Source organism: Leptotrichia sp. oral taxon 218 (assembly GCF_018128225.1).
GTDB lineage: Bacteria > Fusobacteriota > Fusobacteriia > Fusobacteriales > Leptotrichiaceae > Leptotrichia.
In genome coordinates, this window is the sequence record NZ_CP072377.1 from 1627462 (window position 1) to 1647578 (window position 20117).

18 protein-coding genes, 5 tRNA genes and 2 pseudogenes are annotated in these 20117 nt (G+C 27.6%); 9 read left to right on the forward strand and 16 right to left on the reverse strand.

All coding sequences use genetic code 11. The annotated features are described in order from the left end of the window. Window positions 1–6 precede the first annotated feature (6 nt). Window positions 7–477 (forward strand): N-acetyltransferase, encoded by a 471-nt coding sequence (locus J5A73_RS07655; protein WP_211614572.1) that lies wholly within the window; start codon window positions 7–9, stop codon window positions 475–477. Between the two features lie 98 nt (window positions 478–575). Here the strand turns inward: J5A73_RS07655 and J5A73_RS07660 are convergent. From J5A73_RS07660 to J5A73_RS07680, 5 genes are all read right to left on the reverse strand, one after another. Beyond that, a tRNA-Leu gene (locus tag J5A73_RS07660) sits at window positions 576–659 on the reverse strand. Window positions 660–676: 17 nt separating this feature from the next. Next, window positions 677–752 (reverse strand) — tRNA-Lys (locus J5A73_RS07665). A gap of 6 nt (window positions 753–758) precedes the next feature. Next, window positions 759–834, reverse strand: a tRNA-His gene (locus tag J5A73_RS07670). Between the two features lie 38 nt (window positions 835–872). Then, window positions 873–948, reverse strand: a tRNA-Gly gene (locus tag J5A73_RS07675). A 7-nt stretch (window positions 949–955) separates the two neighbouring features. Continuing rightward, window positions 956–1032 (reverse strand) — tRNA-Pro (locus J5A73_RS07680). A gap of 330 nt (window positions 1033–1362) precedes the next feature. Between J5A73_RS07680 and cobD the strand changes: the two genes are divergently transcribed. The 8 genes and pseudogenes from cobD (at window position 1363) to J5A73_RS07720 (ending at window position 8410) form a co-directional block, all read left to right on the forward strand. Next, window positions 1363–2475: a threonine-phosphate decarboxylase CobD gene (gene cobD, locus J5A73_RS07685; protein WP_211614574.1), complete on the forward strand. Its 1113-nt coding sequence runs from the start codon at window positions 1363–1365 to the stop codon at window positions 2473–2475. Between the two features lie 80 nt (window positions 2476–2555). Next, a pseudogene (gene argS, locus J5A73_RS07690) lies at window positions 2556–4276 on the forward strand (arginine--tRNA ligase). 248 nt (window positions 4277–4524) lie between these two features. Then, window positions 4525–4815 (forward strand): serine/threonine protein phosphatase, encoded by a 291-nt coding sequence (locus tag J5A73_RS07695; RefSeq protein WP_211614576.1) that lies wholly within the window; start codon window positions 4525–4527, stop codon window positions 4813–4815. Between the two features lie 41 nt (window positions 4816–4856). After that, window positions 4857–5717, forward strand: a complete 861-nt coding sequence (locus J5A73_RS07700) for a polysaccharide deacetylase family protein (protein ID WP_211614578.1) — start codon at window positions 4857–4859, stop codon at window positions 5715–5717. 162 nt (window positions 5718–5879) lie between these two features. After that, on the forward strand, window positions 5880–6386 hold the full coding sequence (locus J5A73_RS07705; RefSeq protein ID WP_249069214.1) for a septal ring lytic transglycosylase RlpA family protein: 507 nt from the start codon (window positions 5880–5882) through the stop codon (window positions 6384–6386). 65 nt (window positions 6387–6451) lie between these two features. Next, a complete protein-coding gene (fabG, locus tag J5A73_RS07710) occupies window positions 6452–7162 on the forward strand; it encodes a 3-oxoacyl-ACP reductase FabG (RefSeq protein WP_211614580.1) in 711 nt (236 codons plus the stop codon). A 26-nt stretch (window positions 7163–7188) separates the two neighbouring features. Next, the gene (locus tag J5A73_RS07715) at window positions 7189–7824 is read left to right on the forward strand and encodes a ribonuclease H family protein (protein WP_211614582.1); all 636 of its coding nucleotides are present in this window, start codon (window positions 7189–7191) and stop codon (window positions 7822–7824) included. A 52-nt stretch (window positions 7825–7876) separates the two neighbouring features. Next, complete coding sequence (locus tag J5A73_RS07720) at window positions 7877–8410, forward strand: hypothetical protein (RefSeq protein WP_211614589.1); 534 nt, start codon at window positions 7877–7879, stop codon at window positions 8408–8410. Window positions 8411–8513: 103 nt separating this feature from the next. Here J5A73_RS07720 and rho read toward each other — a convergent pair. From rho to cbiG, 11 genes and pseudogenes are all read right to left on the reverse strand, one after another. Beyond that, window positions 8514–9748, reverse strand: a pseudogene (gene rho / locus J5A73_RS07725) (transcription termination factor Rho). Between the two features lie 215 nt (window positions 9749–9963). Next, complete coding sequence (miaB, locus tag J5A73_RS07730; RefSeq protein ID WP_211614591.1) at window positions 9964–11292, reverse strand: tRNA (N6-isopentenyl adenosine(37)-C2)-methylthiotransferase MiaB; 1329 nt, start codon at window positions 11290–11292, stop codon at window positions 9964–9966. Between the two features lie 277 nt (window positions 11293–11569). Further along, entirely contained in the window at window positions 11570–11959 is a 390-nt protein-coding gene (locus J5A73_RS07735; RefSeq protein ID WP_211614593.1) for a hypothetical protein, read from the reverse strand. Window positions 11960–12152: 193 nt separating this feature from the next. Beyond that, the gene (locus tag J5A73_RS07745; protein WP_211617470.1) at window positions 12153–12395 is read right to left on the reverse strand and encodes a hypothetical protein; all 243 of its coding nucleotides are present in this window, start codon (window positions 12393–12395) and stop codon (window positions 12153–12155) included. A 50-nt stretch (window positions 12396–12445) separates the two neighbouring features. Continuing rightward, window positions 12446–12649 (reverse strand): hypothetical protein, encoded by a 204-nt coding sequence (locus J5A73_RS07750; RefSeq protein ID WP_211614597.1) that lies wholly within the window; start codon window positions 12647–12649, stop codon window positions 12446–12448. 14 nt (window positions 12650–12663) lie between these two features. After that, window positions 12664–14331: an AAA family ATPase gene (locus tag J5A73_RS07755; protein ID WP_211614599.1), complete on the reverse strand. Its 1668-nt coding sequence runs from the start codon at window positions 14329–14331 to the stop codon at window positions 12664–12666. A 307-nt stretch (window positions 14332–14638) separates the two neighbouring features. Then, window positions 14639–15202 carry a hypothetical protein gene (locus J5A73_RS07760; RefSeq protein WP_211614601.1) on the reverse strand — a complete coding sequence of 188 codons (564 nt, stop codon included), beginning with the start codon at window positions 15200–15202 and terminating at the stop codon, window positions 14639–14641. 908 nt (window positions 15203–16110) lie between these two features. Then, window positions 16111–16689, reverse strand: coding sequence for a bifunctional adenosylcobinamide kinase/adenosylcobinamide-phosphate guanylyltransferase (cobU, locus tag J5A73_RS07765; RefSeq protein WP_211614602.1), 579 nt, complete (start codon window positions 16687–16689; stop codon window positions 16111–16113). 32 nt (window positions 16690–16721) lie between these two features. Further along, window positions 16722–17465: a precorrin-3B C(17)-methyltransferase gene (cobJ, locus tag J5A73_RS07770; protein ID WP_211614604.1), complete on the reverse strand. Its 744-nt coding sequence runs from the start codon at window positions 17463–17465 to the stop codon at window positions 16722–16724. A gap of 49 nt (window positions 17466–17514) precedes the next feature. After that, complete coding sequence (locus J5A73_RS07775; protein ID WP_211614606.1) at window positions 17515–18951, reverse strand: hypothetical protein; 1437 nt, start codon at window positions 18949–18951, stop codon at window positions 17515–17517. 104 nt (window positions 18952–19055) lie between these two features. Next, window positions 19056–20069, reverse strand: a complete 1014-nt coding sequence (gene cbiG / locus J5A73_RS07780) for a cobalt-precorrin 5A hydrolase (RefSeq protein WP_211614608.1) — start codon at window positions 20067–20069, stop codon at window positions 19056–19058. Between the last annotated feature and the right edge of the window lie 48 nt (window positions 20070–20117).

Genomic DNA, 20117 nt, shown 5'->3' on the forward strand with positions numbered 1-20117 from the left:
AGATTTATGGAAAACTATAAAATAAAAGTTTTAGACGCAAAAAAAGATTCAGATTTGCTGTTTAAAATAGTGGAGCATGAAAACGAAGTATTTGGAGAAGCGACGGTTGGAAATTGGAATATAAAGCCATTTGCAAAATATGGAAAAGTTTTTGCTGCGATAACTGACGATGAAAAAGAAGAACTGATTTCAGTAATTGAAGTTCTTAGCAGTTTTGACGAAGATTTAGCTTACATCTACGGAGTTTCTACAGTTCCAAAATTTGAGAAAAAAGGTTATGCAACAAAACTTTTGGAGTATACAATTCAATATTTAAAAAAAATAGGAATCAAAAAATTTGAACTAACCGTCGATATTGACAATTTTGCCGCACAAAAAATCTACAAAAAATTAAATTTTAAAATTGTAGAAGATTTAGAAAATGAATATGGCGATAATGTTAAAAGATATTTGATGAGATATGTTCAAAAAAAGTAAAAAAAAATAAAAATAAATAAAAAAGGGTGTTATAAACATTTTTTTATATAAAAAAAAATACCAATACCAGAAGGATTGATATAAACAAAACTATTTTATGGTGCGAAAGGTGGGACTCGAACCCACATGTCAAAGACGCTAGATCCTAAGTCTAGTGCGTATGCCAATTTCGCCACTCTCGCAAAAACTATTTTTAAAATGGTGAGCCATACTGGGATCGAACCAGTGACACCTTGATTAAAAGTCAAGTGCTCTACCGACTGAGCTAATGGCTCATATTATGGGGTGATCGACGGGACTTGAACCCGCGACAACCAGTGCCACAAACTGGCGCTCTACCAACTGAACTACGATCACCATATATATGAAAGTTTTATTTTAATTTTTAAATAAAATGGAGCGGGAGACGAGGGTCGAACTCGCGACATTCAGCTTGGAAGGCTGACGCTCTACCAACTGAGCTACTCCCGCAAATTAGTGGTCGGTGTAGTAGGATTTGAACCTACGACCCCCTGCTCCCAAGGCAGGTGCGCTACCGAACTGCGCTATACACCGTTCCCAAGTTATTAAGTTTCTTTCTTAATATCCATTGGACGAGATATATAATATCATAAAAAAATTTTTTTGTCAACACTTTTTTTAAAATTTTTTTGATATTTTTCTCAAATTGTTTAAAAAGTCAGGAAAATAAACCATTTTTAAGAATATAAAAAAATTTTATTTTAGCTTCATATAGATAAAAAATATAAATTTTGATATACTTTTTTTGAAAATAAAGAAAAATAAAATAAAATAAAGAATAGTACGAAAAAAAAGAAAAGAAAGGAGAAGGAATAGGAAGAGGAAGAGAAAGAAACGAAAATAAATGGAAAGAAAGGAAAAAATATGGATTTTCATGGCGGAAATATTTATAAGGTTTTTAGAGAAAAAAAAATTAAAAATATATTGGATTATAGCTCAAATATTAATCCATTCGGGATTTCAAAAAAGTTAAAAAAAGTTATTTTTGAAAATCTGGAGATTTTGGAAAAATACCCCGATCCAGATTATTTTGAGTTGCGGGAAAAAATTGCAAAAAAAAATGGATTTAATTTGGAAAATATAATTTTGGGAAATGGAGCGACAGAAATTATATTTTTAATTGCAAAAGTTTTAGATCCAAAAAAAGTTTTGATTGTGGCACCAACTTTTGGGGAATACGAAAGAGCGGTAAAAAATTTACAAGATAAAGTTGAAATTCAATATTTTGAACTTGAAGAAAAAGAAAATTTCATATTTAATCAAAAAAAATTTGATAATATAATTGAAAAAAATTTTGATTTAGTTGTAATTTGCAATCCTAATAATCCAACTGGGAAATTTTTGAAAAAGGAAGAAATGGAAAAAATTTTAAGAAAATGTAACGAAAAAAGCACAAAACTTCTCGTAGATGAAGCATTTATTGAATTTGTTGAAAATTGGAGAGAAGAAACGATTGCTCATACAAAAGTTGATAAAAAAAATTTATTTGTAATTCGAGCATTTACAAAATTTTTTGCAATACCAGGACTTAGACTTGGTTACGGGATTTGTTTTGATAAAGAGATTATTTGTAAAATGAATGAGAAAAAAGAACCGTGGAGCGTCAATAATTTGGCTGAAATTGCTGGAATTTGTGTGCTTGATGACTTAGAATATATAAAAAAGACAGAAAATTGGATAAAAAAAGAAAAAAAATATATGTTTGAAAAATTGTCAAAAATTAAAGAAATTGAAGTTTTTGAAACAGAAGTGAATTTTATCTTGGGAAAAATAAAAGATAGCTATTTTGAAAAAGGAATGGATTCTGAAAAATTGCAGGAAAAAATGTTAAAAAATGGAATTTTAATTAGAAATGCCGAAAATTTTATATTTTTAAATAAAAGATTTTTTAGACTTGCAATTAAAGATAGAGAAAATAATGATATTGTTTTAAAGAAGTTAGCGTCAATTTTTTCAAAAAAATACAAAAATTTATAATCTTGTAGTTCTTTAAAAATTGTGGTAAAATACATAAAGAATGAATAGATATTTTTGAAAGGAGAATTAAAAAATTACGGATGGAATTGTTGACGAATAAAATAAAAAAATTGTTTTCTGAAAATATAAATAAAATTTTGAAAATAATTTTTCGGATAAAATCGATATACAAAATTCTACGAAAAAAGAATTTGGAGATTTTCAAACGAATTTTGCTTTGGTCAGTTCTAAATTAATTGGAAAAAATCCTAGAGAAATAGCGACAAAAGTTGTTACAGAATTCGAGAAAAACGAAATTATTGAAAAACTTGAAATCGCTGGACCTGGATTTATCAATATTTTTTTGAAAAATGAATTTTTAAACGAAGAAATTAAAAAATTAGAAAATGAAAAATATGACTTTTCTTTTTTAGATACTGACAAAACAGTGATTATTGACTATTCTTCTCCAAACATTGCAAAAAGAATGCATATTGGACATTTGAGAAGTACAATAATTGGACATTCAATAAAAAAAATACTGGAATTTTTGGGAATAAAAGTTATTTCTGACAATCACATCGGAGATTGGGGAACCCAGTTTGGAAAACTTATTGTTGGATACAAAAATTGGCTGGATAAAGATTCCTATGAAAAAGATCCAATTGGAGAACTTGAACGAATTTATGTTTTATTTTCAGACAAAGTAAAAGAAGACCCGACTCTTGAAGAGAGCGCAAGATCAGAATTAAAAAAATTGCAGCAAGGTGATAGTGAAAATATTAAACTTTGGAAAGAGTTTATTGAAATTTCCTTAAAAGAATATAACAAGGTATACGACAGGCTTGGAATAAAATTTGATTATTATTACGGCGAATCTTTTTACAACGATATGATGCCAGAAATTTTAAAAGAACTAAAAGAAAGAAATATTGCAAAGGAAGATCAAGGAGCACTAGTTGTATTTTTTGACGAGGATAAATTGCCGCCAGCAATTGTTCAAAAAAAAGACGGAAGTTTTTTGTATGCGACATCAGATCTTGCGACTGTGAAATTTAGAAAAGAAAAACTAAAAGTAGACGAAGCTATTTATGTGACGGATGACAGACAGCAGAATCACTTTAAACAGGTGTTTGAAATTGGAAAAATGTTAGGTGAACCTTACGATTACAAAAAATTACATGTGATTTTTGGAATTATGAGATTTGGAGATGTAATTTTTTCTTCAAGAAGTGGAAATATTATAAGACTTGTCGATTTGCTTGATGAAGCTAAAAAGCAAGTTAAACAAGTTATTAACGAAAAAAATCCTGATATTCCAGAAGATGAGAAAGATGAAATTGCTGAAACTATTGGAAGCGGAGCGATAAAATATTTTGATTTAAGTCAAAATAGAACTAGTGATGTAACATTTACTTGGGACAAAGTTTTAAATTTTGAAGGAAATACTGGACCATATTTACAATATACATATGTTAGAATTATGTCTATCTTTAGAAAATTAAAAGAAGAAAACATCACTTTAGAAAATAAAGAAATTGTTTTAGAAAATATGGACGGAATTGAAAGAGAACTTGCAGTTTCGCTTTTGAGATTTCCACAATTTGTTGTGAAAGCGTATGAAACACTAAAACCTAATATTATTGCTGAATATCTGTTTGACACAGCAAAATTATTTAATAACTTTTATAATTCAAAACAGATATTGAAAGAAGAAAATCCAAAAGTTCGAGATGCTAGAATTTTACTAGCGCAAAAAACTGCATTTATTTTAAAGCAAGGATTGGATTTATTAGGAATTAATACTGTAAATAGAATGTAAAATAAAATAAAGTAAAAGAGTAATTATAACATCAGGGGAAAAAAATTAATTTAAAATTGTATTAATATTAATTGAGAATTAATGATTATAGTGTATACTATACTCAGATCGATAAAAAGATCTAAAACCTCAATTAACCCCCCCTTTTATGAGACCTCTTTTTCGAAAGAGGTCTTTTACTTTAATTAAGGGGATTAAATTTATTAACTAAAAAAATTTTTTAAATAAAAAAAGAAAAGAGGAAAAAAATGGCTAAAAAAAATGAATTTTCTTACAGTTACAGAGATGACAATGATTCGACAGGAGCAAACAAACTGTTAAAAAAAGCGGTATTATTGTTTATAATTTCTGCAATTTTGGTTGCAATATCACATTTTTTCTTAATTAAGGAAAAAGAATCTTTGGTGTCAAAAGCTCCTATTTTAAAAGAAAATAAGGAAAAATTGACAAAAGAGCTTGGTGAAATTAATGATCAAATTAAGTATACTGAAGATGGAAATAAAAGAACACAAGAAATTATAAAAAAATATGACAAATAAAATAAAATAAAATAAATTAAATTAAATTGAGAGGTAAAAAAATGAAAAAAGGAATAGCAATAATTGGAATAATTGCTGCCTGTGCAGGATTTGCATACTCAGGTTGGCATATTTTAGGAACAACATCTAAATTAGTAAAAAATCATAGTTTAAACAGCAACATTAAAAAATTGGAAAAAGAAAAAAGTAAAAAAGAAAAAGTTTTGGATGAATTGACTAAAAAGAATGAAGAACTTACAGCAAAATACGAACAAATGAAAAAAGATGGAAAAATAAAAATAGTTCATTTGACATTTGACGACGGTCCTTCAAATAATACTGAGAAAATTTTGGAAATATTAAAAAGAAATAACATAAAAGCAACTTTTTTTGTGATAGGACGTAACCAAAATAAATATAAGGAAATAATAGACGCAGGACATGCAATAGGGCTTCACAGTTATACACATGATTACAAATATATTTATGCAAATGAACACAATTTCTTTGAAGATTTGTATAGATTACGGGATGCTGTAAAAGCTAAAACTGGAAAAGATGTTAGAATTACAAGATTCCCTGGAGGTTCTAGCAATGCAATTGCATCAAAAGCCTTGAAACAACAAATTATTACTAGAATGGCAAGAGAAGGGTATATTTATCACGATTGGAACTGTGATTCAACAGATGCTAGTGGAAATGGAGTACCTGTACAAAAATTAATTAAATATGGAATTTGTACTAATCACCCAGAAATTGATGTTTTGATGCACGACACAAATGTTAAAGGAACAACTGTTCAAGCATTGCAAACTATTATTGATGGATATAGAAAAGCAGGATACAGTTTTGAAGTAATTACACCTAGCAGCATGAAAATTCAGCATGTAAAACAACCTGAATTAAAAGATTTGAAAAAATAGTAATTAAAATTTTGAATAAAAATTATATTTTAATAAATAATTTTATTTAAATAAAAAGTTTTTATGATTTAATTAAGAAAAAACTAAGTTGTAAAACTGATAGCATATGGTATAATATTAAAATAATAAAAAATATTTATAATTATAGAAGGAGAGTTTTTAATGAAAAAAATAATTACAATGCTATCAGTTTTGTCATTATCACTATCATTAACAGCAAAAGAGAATACAACACAAAATCAGGAAAATAATAGTCAAAATATAATTTTTATAAGAAAAGAAATGATGAAAAAAGCCGATAGTTTAGATTTTAATGTTTCAAAAAGTGACAATAAGTCGGTTATGACAATAAGAAAAGAAGATTTGGATAATTTTACTCACTATCAAAGTGGTGTGGCTTCTTTTTATAGCAAAAGCTTGAACGGAAGTAAAACTTCAAATGGAGAAAGACATGTATCAACTGCAATGGTAGCAGCTCACAAAAGTTTACCATTTGGAACAAAAGTAAAAGTTACAAATTTAAATAATGGAAAATCCGTTATTGTGAGAATTAATGACAGAGGACCTTTTGTCAAAGGAAGAGTTATTGATCTAAGTTATGCGGCATTTTCACAAATTGAAAGTCCTGGAAAAGGTGTAACAAAAGTGGAATTACAAGTATTAAAATAAAAAATAACTAAATTAAAACATATAAAAATATAAAAAAACTTGAAAATTAGAAAGGTGGAAAAATAGTGTTAAATGGAAAAATAGCTTTAATTACAGGTGGCTCAAGAGGAATTGGAAAAGAAATTGCATTAAAATATGCTGAAAATGGAGCAACTGTTATTTCTGGAGATTTAATTGATCCAGATTACAGCCACGAAAATATAACTCACATCAAATTAAATGTAACTGACAGAGAAAATATTAAAGAAGTTGCAAAAGAATTAAAAGAAAAATATGGAAGATTAGATATTTTAGTGAATAATGCTGGAATTACAAGAGATTCATTACTTCAAAGAATGAAAGAATCAGATTGGGATTTAGTTGTTGACATTAACTTAAAAGGTGTTTACAATGTAATGCAAGGATTTGTTTCGCTACTTTTAAAAAGTAAAGCTTCAAGTGTTATAAATATGGCTTCAGTAGTTGGAGTTGACGGAAATACAGGACAAACTAACTATGCGGCAACAAAAGGCGGAGTTATAGCAATGGCTAAAACTTGGGCTAAAGAATTTGGAAGAAAAAATTTGAGAGCAAATGCAATAGCACCTGGATTTATTAAAACTGATATGACTCATGTTTTACCTGAAAAAATCGTTGAAACTGTTTTAGCTAACACTCCATTGAGAAGAATGGGAGATGCACAAGATGTAGCAGAAGCAGCGTTATTCTTAGCAAGTGACGCTTCTAAATTTATAACTGGACAAGTTTTAAGAATTGACGGAGGTTTAAATTTATAAAATTATAAATTTATAAATTTTAAATTATGGCAAAAGTATATGCTTATTATTTGGTGAATAGCGGCACAAGCGGAATTTTAGAAAGCTGGGAAGAATGCAAAAAAGTTGTTTTAAAGAAAAAGGCTAGATATAAATCTTTTGAAAATATAAAAGAAGCACAGGAATGGCTTGACTCTGGAGCAAAATATGAAAAAAAAGAAAAGAACGACATCGAAATTATAAGTAAAATTTTTCAAAGCGACATAGATTGCTTGGCAATTTATTTTGATGCAGGAACTGGAAGAGGTAATGGAGTCGAAGTAAGACTATCAGATTATAAGGGAAACCCACTTTTATACAAAATTTTACCCAAAGAAAAGATTAATGAATTTGGAAATTACTATGTTGCAAAACATAGGACAAATAATTTTGGAGAATTAGTTGGACTTTATGCAGCATTAGTTTTTGCTAAAAAATATGACATAAAAAAAATTATGGGAGATAGTTCGCTTGTGCTTGATTACTGGTCTATGGGACGCTATAACGCAGGTAATCTTGAATCTGACACAATAGAGCTTATAAAAAAAGTTACTCTGATGAGAAAAAAATTTGAAAATCAAAATGGAATCATTAAAAAAATTTCAGGGGACATAAACCCTGCTGATTTGGGATTTCATAAATAAGAATATTATATTAGAAATATTAGAATAAGATAAAAAAGGGAGAGTATTTTTTATGAAAAAAATATTTGTTATAATTATGTTATTCGCTATTTGCGTTATTGGAATTTCTGCAACAAAAGATCAACAATTTAAAATTCCTAAAGCTAAAACAGCGAAAACAAAAACAAAAAAATTGAAAACAACTGACAAAAATTATGAAGGCGAATATTTGAGAGCTACAAACACATTTGTTTATACAAAAGATAATTTGGTTTTTCCAAATAAAATTATTTCTTACACTGTAAAAGATGAAAGTGGCTTACTTGATGGGATCTACAATTTTGCAGCAGAAAAATATGGAGTAACTGAAGCTGATTTAATTGGATTAAATGTTTCTGGAACAATATCTAAAAAAGATAAAGTTATAACAATTAAAAAAATCACAAATTATCAAATTCCTAAAGATAAAATATTAGGTGAAGAAGAAGCATTTGGAACTGATGATTATGAATCAACAACAAATGATAATGCTACTGATGAAACAGAAGGAACTGACAGTAACATATTTCAAGCAAACCCTAGTAATGATGGTCTGTTACAAAACTAAGGAAATTAGAAAAAATATTTGTTAAAAATTAATTCTTGTAATTCAAGGATTAATTTTTTTTATAAAAAAACTGCACTAAAAATCTTTAGCGCAGCATAAAAATTTATTTTTTTAATATTAAATTTTCAAGTAATTCATCGTTATTTTTATATAGTTTTGTAAGTTCAATTAATTTTTTCATCCCTTCAACTTCTGACATTCCACTAAGTTCTCTTCTAAGAGTCCAAATTTTTTCCAAATTTTTTTTAGGGATTAATAGTTCTTCTCTTCTTGTTCCACTTTTTAGCACATCTATAGCTGGAAAAATTCTAAGTTGCTCAAGAGTTCGACTCAAAATAATTTCCATATTTCCAGTACCTTTAAATTCTTCAAAAATAACTTCGTCCATTCTGCTTCCAGTTTCAATAAGCGCAGTTGCGATAATTGTAAGACTTCCACCATTTTTAATATTTCTTGCAGCTCCTAAAATCTTTTTGGATAATAAAGTGCATTGGGGTCAATTCCACCTGAAATTAATTTTCCACTTGATGGAATTGTGATGTTGTAAGATCTTGCAAGTCGTGTCAAGCTATCCATTAAAATTAAGATGTCTTTTCCACGCTCAACTTCTCTTTTTGCCATTTCTAGCACATTTTCAGTAACTTGCGTGTGAATTCTAGGATCTTCGTCAAATGTCGCTGAATAAACTTCGGCTTCTTTCACATTTTCTTTTATATCCGTAACTTCTTCAGGTCGTTCGTCAATTAACAAAATCCAAACATCAATTTCAGGATTATATTTTATGATATCATTCGCAAGTGTCGATAAAAGTACAGTTTTCCCAGCTTTTGGGGGAGCTACGATAAGTCCTCTCTGTCCTTTTCCAATCGGAGAAATTAAATCGATTATTCTTGAAGAAACTTCACCTGAGCCAAGATTTAATTTTTCATCAGGATAAGATGGAATCAAATCGTCAAAAAATGGTCTTTCTAGTGATTTTTCAGGCAAATCTCCGTTTACCAGAAGCACTTTTAAAATCCCGTAATTTTTTTCTGTTCCAATCGGTATTCTAAGCTCTCCAAACACAATATCTTCATTTCTCAAATAAAATCTTTTAATTTGGGAAATTGAAACATAGACATCTGGTCCAACAGAAGTATTTCGTAAAAATCCGTAAGTTGAACCATTCATAATATCAAGTTTTCCAAAACCGTAAGTTTTTCCTTCTTCTTCGCCTTTTTTTATAAGAATAGCATTTATCAAGTCAGATTTTGCCATCCCAGAAAATCCTTCAATTTTATATTCTTTTGCCATTTTTTTCAAAGTTGTAACATTTTTAGAAAGAATATCTTTTATCATCTCTTCTTCCTGATGTTTTTCTTGAAAATTCTTATCTTGTAAAAATTTTTCCGAATTTTTAAATTCTTGTTGATTTTTTTCTGTTTCGTCAATTTTCTCTATTTTTTCAGCTTCATTTTTTTTAATTAAATTTTCTTCTTTTAAAGCCATTTCTGTTTCACCAAGTTTCTGTTCAACTATTTTTTTCGGTCTTCCTCTTTTCTTTTTTTCTTCCATTATTCTCCCACCAACTCTCCATATAATGTCCAAGTTTTTGCGTCATTAATTTTAATATTTACAAATTTACCTTTTAAATTTTTCCCATTATTTTTAAATAAAACAACTTTATGAGTTGAAGTTCTTCCAGTTAGCATTTTAGGATTTTTTCGACTAGGTCCTTCAACCAAAACTTTTATCGTTTGTCCCAAGTATTTTTGACTTTCTTCTCTAGCTTTCATATTTTGAAGTCTAATAAGTTTTTGCAATCTTTCATTTTTAACTTTTTCATCGACTTGATTTTCCATTGTAGCCGCCGGAGTTCCAGTTCTTTTAGAATACATAAACATATATGCATTTTCAAATCCAACTTCATTTACAACATCCATTGTATCTTGAAAATCTTCATCAGTTTCTCCGGGAAATCCAACGATAATATCTGTTGTCAAACCAATATCAGGTATTTTTTCTTTAATTTTTTTTGCAAGTTTTATATATTCTTCTTTTGTGTAACCACGATTCATCGCATCTAAAATCTTTGTTGAACCAGATTGCAGCGGCAGGTGTAACATTCTAGCTATTTTAGAATTTTTTGCTATTGCGTCAATCACATCATCACTAAAGTCTTTTGGATGCGGCGATACATATTTTATCCAGAAATCTCCTTCAACTGCGGCACTTCTTTTTAGCAACTCAGCAAAATTATCACTTTTATCAGCCAAATCACTTCCATAAGAATTTACATTTTGTCCCAAAAACAATATTTCTTTATAACCTTTTTTTGTATATTGCTCAACATCTCTTACAACTTCATTAATTGGTACAGAACGCTCCATTCCACGCACATATGGAACTATACAAAAAGTACAGTAATTATTACATCCATAGGTTATTGAAATTGATGCAACTATGTCATCTCCAAAATCAGCGTCAACTCTGGTAGGAAGTTCGTCTTCATCGTCAACCATAACTATATGAGTTTCTTCACCTTTTTCAATTCTTTCAATAATATCAGGAATTCTTCCAATATTCTGATTTCCCAAAACCAAATCGACATAAGGTGTTCTTTTTATAAATTCATCTCTCACTTCTTGTGCAAGACATCCAGTTACACCTATTATCATATGTCCATCTTTTTCTTCTTTAATTCTTTTCAAATCCCCTAATTTCCCATAAACTTTTGTTGCAGCACCTTCTCTTACTGTACAAGTATTAAGAAATACCAAATCTGAATGTTCAATATCCTCAGTCATTTCATAACCCATTTTTTTTAACATCTGAGTCATTTTTGCACTTTCATTTACATTCATTTGACATCCGTATGTTATTACAGTTGCTCTTTTTTCCACTTTTTCCTCCTTCAAAATTCCTTTTAGCACTAAAAAATAAATGCCAAATATTTTATTAATTTTTTTATTTATTTTTTTCTGATTTACATATTTTGATATGCTCTTCAATTTGAAAATTGTTTTTAAAATAATCTAAATAGTTATAACATAATTAATTAATTTTTTCAAGTTAGTAATTAATTTCAGATGAAATAAAATATCCATCTTTCTCTTCAAGAGTTATTAATCCTTTTCTTATCTAAACTTGAATTATACTATTTTTATATTCTAGTGTATTCTATAAACCATTTATTTCAATTTCAAGATAACTATTTATATCTCGTGGCATTTCTAAAAACTCCTTTTTTCCTAATAGAGCTCTTTTGAATTCTTCTATTGTACAACTCCAATTATCATAGTCTCCAAACCAATCTATAAAATCTACTCTGTCTTTGAATATAAAAAAATCTAATGTTTCTCCATAGCCCTCAACACATTCTTTTTCACCATTCTTTATTTTTTCTATTTCTTTTAGAAAATAGTCTATTCCCTCAGATTTTATTTCAGTTAATTTCCTACTAAGAAATACAGAATAACCTATATTATATTTTTCTCCGTTAATAATACTACAGAATTCTCCCCATAATTCTCCATTTTTACTTATATAATAATAGAATTTCATTTTCATTTTATACCTCCTTCATAAATAGGCTATCCTAATGTATGATTATAATTAATACATCCTTGTATTTGTATTCTTAATTCTAATTTTTTAAATATACATCATAATTTTTTCTTTATATTCCTTTAAATCTTCTTCTGTCATTTTATTTAGCATTTTTAACTTAGAAAATTCATTAACAAAATATTTAAATAAAAATCTATCTTTCATATTTAATATTTCTATCAAACAATTTTTGTCTTGTTCTTCGCAATATTTTTCTATAAATTTTCTTAATATTGCATATTCTTCTATCCAACCTTTCATGATGTTCCCTCTTTTCTCTTAATATTAAATCTATTCTTGGATTTGGTAAAATATCCAATTTATCGTATTTTATATCCATTTTATCAACAGGAAGCAATTGAAAAGCACCACCTTGACCATATTCGGGATACGACATAGCAAACGGTTTCGACTCTTTTCCAGTATCTCCCTTAGTATAGGGAATTCTTACTTTTGGATTTCCTCATTGATAACTTGTTTAATTAAATCTTCCATTTTGTATATCCTAGTATCGTATACTGTTTTAGGATTTCTTACAAATTCTCTATATTCCATAACACCATTATTCAATTCAACATTATAAATATTATTTTGATTTTCAAATATTCGTTTTACAGAAGTTACGGTATTATTTACACTCCATTTTAACACCTTTACTTAAACCTCTATTTAAAAACAACCTTCACTTCTTTCCCATAAAACGCAACCCCAATCTTCAAAATATTCTTTATCCCTCTTGCCTTCAGTTTCGTATCATATTTCTTCTCATCAATCTGTTTCAACGCCTTCTGTGCTCTCTCTTCCATCCCCTTTTTCGTCTTCGATATTTTAAATTCCATAAGATACGCCTTCTCATTGCTTTTTATTGGAATCATCGCAAGATCGTATCTTCCATATCCACTCTCATCATTTGAAATAATCTCATACTTCCCCATCAAAAATCCTACAAGCCCTATCATAAACACCTGATAAATCTTCTCCATTTCCTTATCCAAGTCAAAATGACTCAGCATATTTATCATTATTTCTCCCAATGTCTTTTCAAATTTCTTAATATCTCCATTTTCAAGTGCTTTTATCAAAATATTTGTTTTTACTTCTGTTCCAAAAAATCTATTTAAAAACATATTCCCAAAATATTTTCGTATTTCCTTATTTGGAATTCTCAAGTTATAAACATCTGTATATTCTGAAGTTACATCTATTTCTTTTTGTTTTTCATCTTTTGTTAAATACCCACTGTATAAGAGTAATTGCCATATTTCATCATCATTATTTAAAAGACTTTTTATTGTCGTTCCATCCGAAATATATTTTTCAATGCTTTCCCCATCGGTAAATCGTTTCAAATCATCATAAACACTTTCTCCAGCATGATCAAGCATATTTTCTAGAAGTGTATTTCCTGAAACATTTGCCCAATATGCCTTGATTTCTCCATTATCAATATAATTCACAATAGACCATGGATTATACACTTCACTTTCTCCAAAAATATATCCATCATACCATTCTTTAACCTCTTCAATTTTGTATTTCATACCAAAGTAATCTAGCATTTCAATCACTTCACTTTCAAGAAGTCCAAAATATTCTGAATATTTTTTATTTAATATTGTATCTACTTTTAAATTATTTAAACCAGAGAATATCCCTTCCTTTATAATCCTTGTTATTCCTGTCAAAATACCATATTTCAAGGAATTGTTTGTCTTTAGTGCTGAACTGTAAAATGTTTGAAAAAAATTGATTGCCTCATTGTAGTATCCTTTATCAAAGGCATTTATTATTGGAGCGTCGTATTCATCTATTAAAATTATGACTTTTTCTCCATAATATTTATTTAAATAATTTGACAAATCTAAAAGTGAAGTTTTAAAACTTTCTTCACTATCTCTCATTTCCCAAATTTTATCAAATTCTCTTTTTTCGACAATATTTAATTTCTCTCTCACAAACTCATATTTATTAAAAATTTTATACATTGTTTTTTTTAGATTTTCAAAACATTTCTCCCAAGTATCTCCCTTTAAATCCTTCAGTGAAATGAAAATTACAGGATATTTCCCCTGTTCGCTCATATATTCACTATTATATATTTTCAAATTTTCAAAAAGTTTTTTATTTTCCTCTTTATTTTTTACATCAAAAAAGCATTTCAACATCGACATATTCAATGTTTTTCCAAATCTTCGTGGTCTTGTAAAAAGGGTTACAGGAGCTCTGTTTATTAATAATTTCTCTATTAGCAATGTTTTATCTACATAATAATAATCTTCCCTTACTATTCTTTCAAAGTCTTCAATTCCCACAGGAACAGCTTTTTTTCTCATAAAATCACTCCCTCTTTTATTTTCTTATAAATTTTAATATATGTTAATTATACCACAACTTGATATTTAAAATAAAGTCATTTAGATACTCTGTGGCACTTTATTTCTGAATTTTAATATTTGAAACATTTTAAGAACTAGTTTTGAATTCTTAAATTTATATAAAAATTTTACACACTCCATTGCTCAAATATAATTTAAATTTTCTTTATCTGTATTTTTATTTATGGTTCTTTTTACTTATTTTTGTACTTTATATCTTTAATAAATTTAATTGTCTTTTTCTCTATAAAATTTTTCATAGCATTTACTCTTTTTTAGAATTTAAAATTTCATTCAATACACAAATCGCACTTTCGTTATTCTTATCTAACTCTAAAATTTCTTTTGCTACTTTCTCTGCCTCTTCATCATCCATTAAATGTTCTGGAAGTCCATAAAAACTTAGTAAAGTTACTAAATTTTCAAGATCTTTTTCAATTTTTACTGCTTCTCTAGCATGAAAAATGCCAACAGCATAAGCTCCTTCAACACAGCAAAATGTAAATGATAGCAAACTTGCTGACAAATTTAACCAAATTACATTTTCTGTTTTTTTATACATATATTGTGAAAATCCATAAAAAGTGAAACTTTCTGTAACATCAGCCATATTCCATATTATTTCATATATTTCTTGTTTATTAATATTCACTATTTTTTTATTTGCTTCTTCATAATTTGCATTTAATATATCCACTCCAACTTCTTTCAATACATTTAACATATTTTCATCATATTTTTTCAACATATCTTTAGTAAATATACTTTTCATATTTTCTGTAAACATTTTTCTCATTTTTTTGTTATAAGTTTCTTTTATATTTTTCATTTTTTTATCCTTTTATTTTATAATGCATAGGTAAAAACACTGAATTACTCGACAATAAAATTCTATCAACATTTTTAATTTTTAATTTTAAGTCATCTTTGTCAAAAAAATAGTTATTTTTTTTTATATAAATTTCTTTATTCGCATTAAAAATTTTTATTTGGTCATTATTTAAATAATTGATTTTATAATTATACCTTTTTATTTTAACGAATAACATAATAATTAAACATATTGATATTTTTATTTTATAGAAAAAATAAAATAATAATATTAAAAATATTATTACTATTTTATTTTCGATAAAACTTTTATATTCTAAAATTTTTTCATTTTTACTTTCAAAGAAAAATAATCTTTGTTTTAATTCTTTAAATATTTCTTCATAATTAATAACATTACTTATTATTATACTATTTTTATCGCTTTTAAATAACTCTTCTTGTCTATTAAATAAACTTGTATTATTGGTTGGAAAATTTATTATTATATCTGCTGAATTCAATAAGTTTTTTCTCAGAAAAATCATTTCTATTTTATTATATCTTATTTTTTTACTTTCTGTTCCAAAAAAAATTTCTAAATAATTTTCTGAAAATATTATTTTCTTTTCTTTTAATCCTATTAATAAGTTAAGAAAAATTTGTAATATAACTATAAATATATAAAATATCATAACAAAAACAGCATTAATTAATAAAATATAATAATGTTTTATATCACTTTTTATAAAAAAAATAAATATAGGACTCATAAAGTATACACAAATATATGCAATTAGCAGCATTCTAAATTCACTATAATGATAGTCTATTTTTTTACTTTTGATCTCAAATTCCACATTTGACCTCCCCATTAAATTCATTTGTTTTCACATCTTACTTTAAATCTCTATTTAAAAATAACTTTTACTTTATTTTCATCGGAATTCCTGAAACTACAAAATACGCTTCATCAGCTTTTTCTGCAACAAACTGATTCATTTTTCCAGCAATTTCGCGAAAATATCTGCCAAGCGGATAAGCGGGAACAAGGCCCATTCCCACTTCATTTGACACAATTACAACATTTTCAAAATTTTTAAAAATTTCAAACAAATTTTGAACTTCCTTTTCCACATTTTTATCACATTTTTCCAATTGATTTTTTTCAGGTTTTTCCCAATCTATTTCTTCATTTTCAAAAATAATATTGCTTATCATATTCGTCAAACAATCTACAAGCATATTATTTTTTTTATTTTTTTTATTTTCATTCATTACTTCTTCCAAACTTTGTGAAAAATTTTTATAACTTTCAACCGTAATCCAATTATTTTTTCTTCTCGTTTTATGCAATTCAACTTTTTTTTGCATTTCTTCATCAAAGACAACCGAAGTTGCAAGATACACATTTTTTTGCTTTCCATCATTCAAAGATAAAAGTAAATCTTCCGCAAATTTACTTTTCCCACTTTTTGCTCCACCTGTCACATAAATTATTGCCATCTTTCCTCTTTCTAATTTCTTAAAATTTTTATTTAATATTCATACTTTTTGCTATATCCTCTTGGAGTTATAATCTTCCCATTTTTCACATAAGTATTTGAATTTCCAATTATCATAATTGTGAGCATGTCTATTTCATGTTTTGTCATCTCTTCTAAAGTCGTCACAACATATTTTTCATTTTCTCTTCCTGCATTTCTAACTATCGCAACTGGAGTCATTTTTGGCTTATACTTTAGCATAATCTTTTGTGCTTCTTCAATTTGCGTAACTCTCCCTCGACTTTTCGGATTGTAGATACTTACAACAAAATCCCCTTGTGCTGCAAGTTCCAATCTTTTTTTTATAAGTTCCCAGTCGGTCAGTAAATTACTTAGGCTAATTGTCACATAATCGTGCATAACAGGAGCTCCCGTTATTGCAGCAGCTGCATTTGTAGCTGTAACTCCTGGTATTACTTCGACTTCTATTTTGTCATCCGCAATTTCTAACATAATCCCAGCCATTCCATAAACTCCAGCATCTCCACTACTGATAAGAGCCACATTTTTCCCATCTTTTGCCATCTTCAAAACATCAGTACATCTATCAACTTCTTTCATCATCGAAGAACTTACAATTTCTTTATTGGGATAATACTCTTTTACCAAATCTGTATAAGTTTTATACCCAACAATAACATCACTTTTTTCCATCGCTTCATATGCTCTAAATGTCATATCTCCTTTTTTCCCAGGTCCAATTCCTACTACATAAATTTTTCCATTTTTATTCATTTTTTCCTCCTAAATTACTATATTTTAATAAATTTTTATTTTATTATTTTTAATCTCTTCCACCATATTTTGCTTCAACATTTTTATAATCTTCTCCCAATATTTTATTTACAAATTTAAAAAAATCTAAATTTTCATTTTGACCTACAAAAACTGTTAATATTTTATCTTCATTTTCATCATCATACACATAAAATTTATTGTCTTTACTGTCAGTTCCTTTTCTTAAAAATACTCCTTCTGAAATTTCTTCATCTTCTTCTCTTTTTCCAAAAATAAGAATTCTAACAATTTTTTCTTTTTCTTTCAAATCTTTTAATTTTATTTTTTTCTCAAAATCTTTATTTTTTCCTAAAAAAACAAGTTTACAATTTAATCCATCACATCCAAATGTCCAATCGAAAATCTTTTTCTCCTTGTCTATTCTCGTTTCGATATAGTCAAATTTTTTTTGATTAACAATTTGCTTTATTTGTTCATCATCTGAGAGTGATTCAAAATTTTTTCTCTTTTCTTCTAAATAACTATCGTTTTCAATAGTTTCACCGTTTTTCGTATTTTCCATAATTCTTTTAAACATTTCAGTTTCGTCCAGTCTTTTTATCAATTTTTCAAAGTTTTTTCCTTCTTTTGCTGCCTCTCCAGAAAATTCTTTCAAAGCCAGTGTCACTTTGATTAACAAAGCAGTAATTATTTCTTTATTTTGATTATACTCAGCCACTTCCTTAGAAATCTGTTTATTCGCAATTTTATTTATAAAATCATTGACCATTCCTTCAGTATCACTTGTAAACGCTTTTAGGATACCACCAACCATAAAAAAAGTTAATTGATCAGAATAGGCTTCTTCATCAGAAATTCTGTATTTTTCTAGCAAATTTTTATTATCAAGTATTTTATCAATTTCATCCATTTTTTGCGTTATTTCATCTATTTTCTGTTTCATTAACTTAGAATTTCCATCTTCTTTTATATTTTCCGTTTCTTTTGATATATATTCAAAAAAATCTATTCCCTTCAAATAATACTGATTATCGCTAATCTTTTTAACTTTTTCAAAATACTCATTTTTTATATTTTTGTTTTCAGAACAATTCCAGAAGTCCCTTCCCAAAACGAAATTTTTTCTATCTTCAGGAATATCCATTTTCAAATATTCTGAAATATATTTTTTCTTCTGAGGATCATTTGGTATCCCAGTCACAAAATATGATTCTATCAATCTTTCCAAGGCAACATAATTTCTTTTATCTTTCAGATAAAGTTTTTCCCATTCATCCTTGCTTTCAGTTGCCTTTTTCCCATCTCCATCTTCTTCTACAAATCCTTCTCCAAATTTCTTATCCAATTTTACAGTTTCATCAATTATTTCTTGTTTTACACCTGTTTTTGATAAATCTTGCTGGATTTTTTCCTTCATTGTTAAGGCGGCTAAATTTAAGTTTATTATAAAAAATAGTGCTAATGTAAAAAGTATTTTTTTCATATTTTCTCCTTGATTTTCTTGTTTTTAGATATTAAATATTTAAATTAAATTGGAAAGTCTTATGAAATTTATTTTTTCTCAAAATCAATTTCAATTCTTTGATCCTACATTTCTTCTTCAAAAATTGAAATTGTAATTCCTTCTAACTTAACTTTCTTTACTAAAAAACTACCTTTTCTGCTCGAAGCTAAATATGCACAAGGCTCGGAAACGCCGTACACTCCAATTTGATTTTTTACAAATTCTGAACGCTCTTCGACTAAATCTTCTACTTCCAAAATTTTTTCTTTTTCAAAAAATTCTATTGGAATATTTAATTCGGTCATTGCTTCTAAAAGTCCAATTTCATCAGATTTTACCCAAGCGGATGCGGCTTTTTTTATCGAATCCATTTCTAAATTTTGAGTTTCCATTACATAATTTATTTTTTCGATAATTTTTTCTTTTGGCGTATTTCTTTTACAGCCGATTCCGAGAATGATATTTTTAGGAATAATTTTAGAAATTTCGATATTTTTTCTGTTTGAGACAATTATTGCTCCAGCACAATTTTTGTCGTTTTCTACGATATTTTTTGGCAAATGAATGCTCACATTTTCTCCATTTACGATAAGCGAAGTCACTCTCTTGGCATCGTCCAAACTTTCCAATTTTGCTTTAATTTTTTGTGACAATGTGTCAACCGCAATTTTCCCACCGACGTCAGAAGCTGTTGTAATTACTGGGATTGCTCCGATTCCATTTGCAATTTTTTTACATTCTTCATTTGCACCGCCAAGATGTCCTGAAAGCAATGAAATCACAAAATTAGCGTGGTCATCAACTGTAATAACAGCTGGATCTGTGTCCTTGCTTTTAAATTTCCCTTCAATAATTCTCACAACTGCTCCAGTCGCCGCAACGAAAATATGCAAATCATATTTATCAAATGTCTTTTCTAATAAAATTGGCACTCGCTCATTTATCACAAATAAATTTTCCACATTTTCACTTTCAAGATTGAGCATATTTGCCACTCTTTGTGACACATAAATATGCAAATTTTTATAAACATTGTTTCTTATTTTTAAACATGTTTCGTATCCGTTTTTGCTTACGCAATATACTGCTGTTTTCATTTTTTCTCCTTTTTTGTTAAATTTATTCGAAAATTTTAAAATAATATT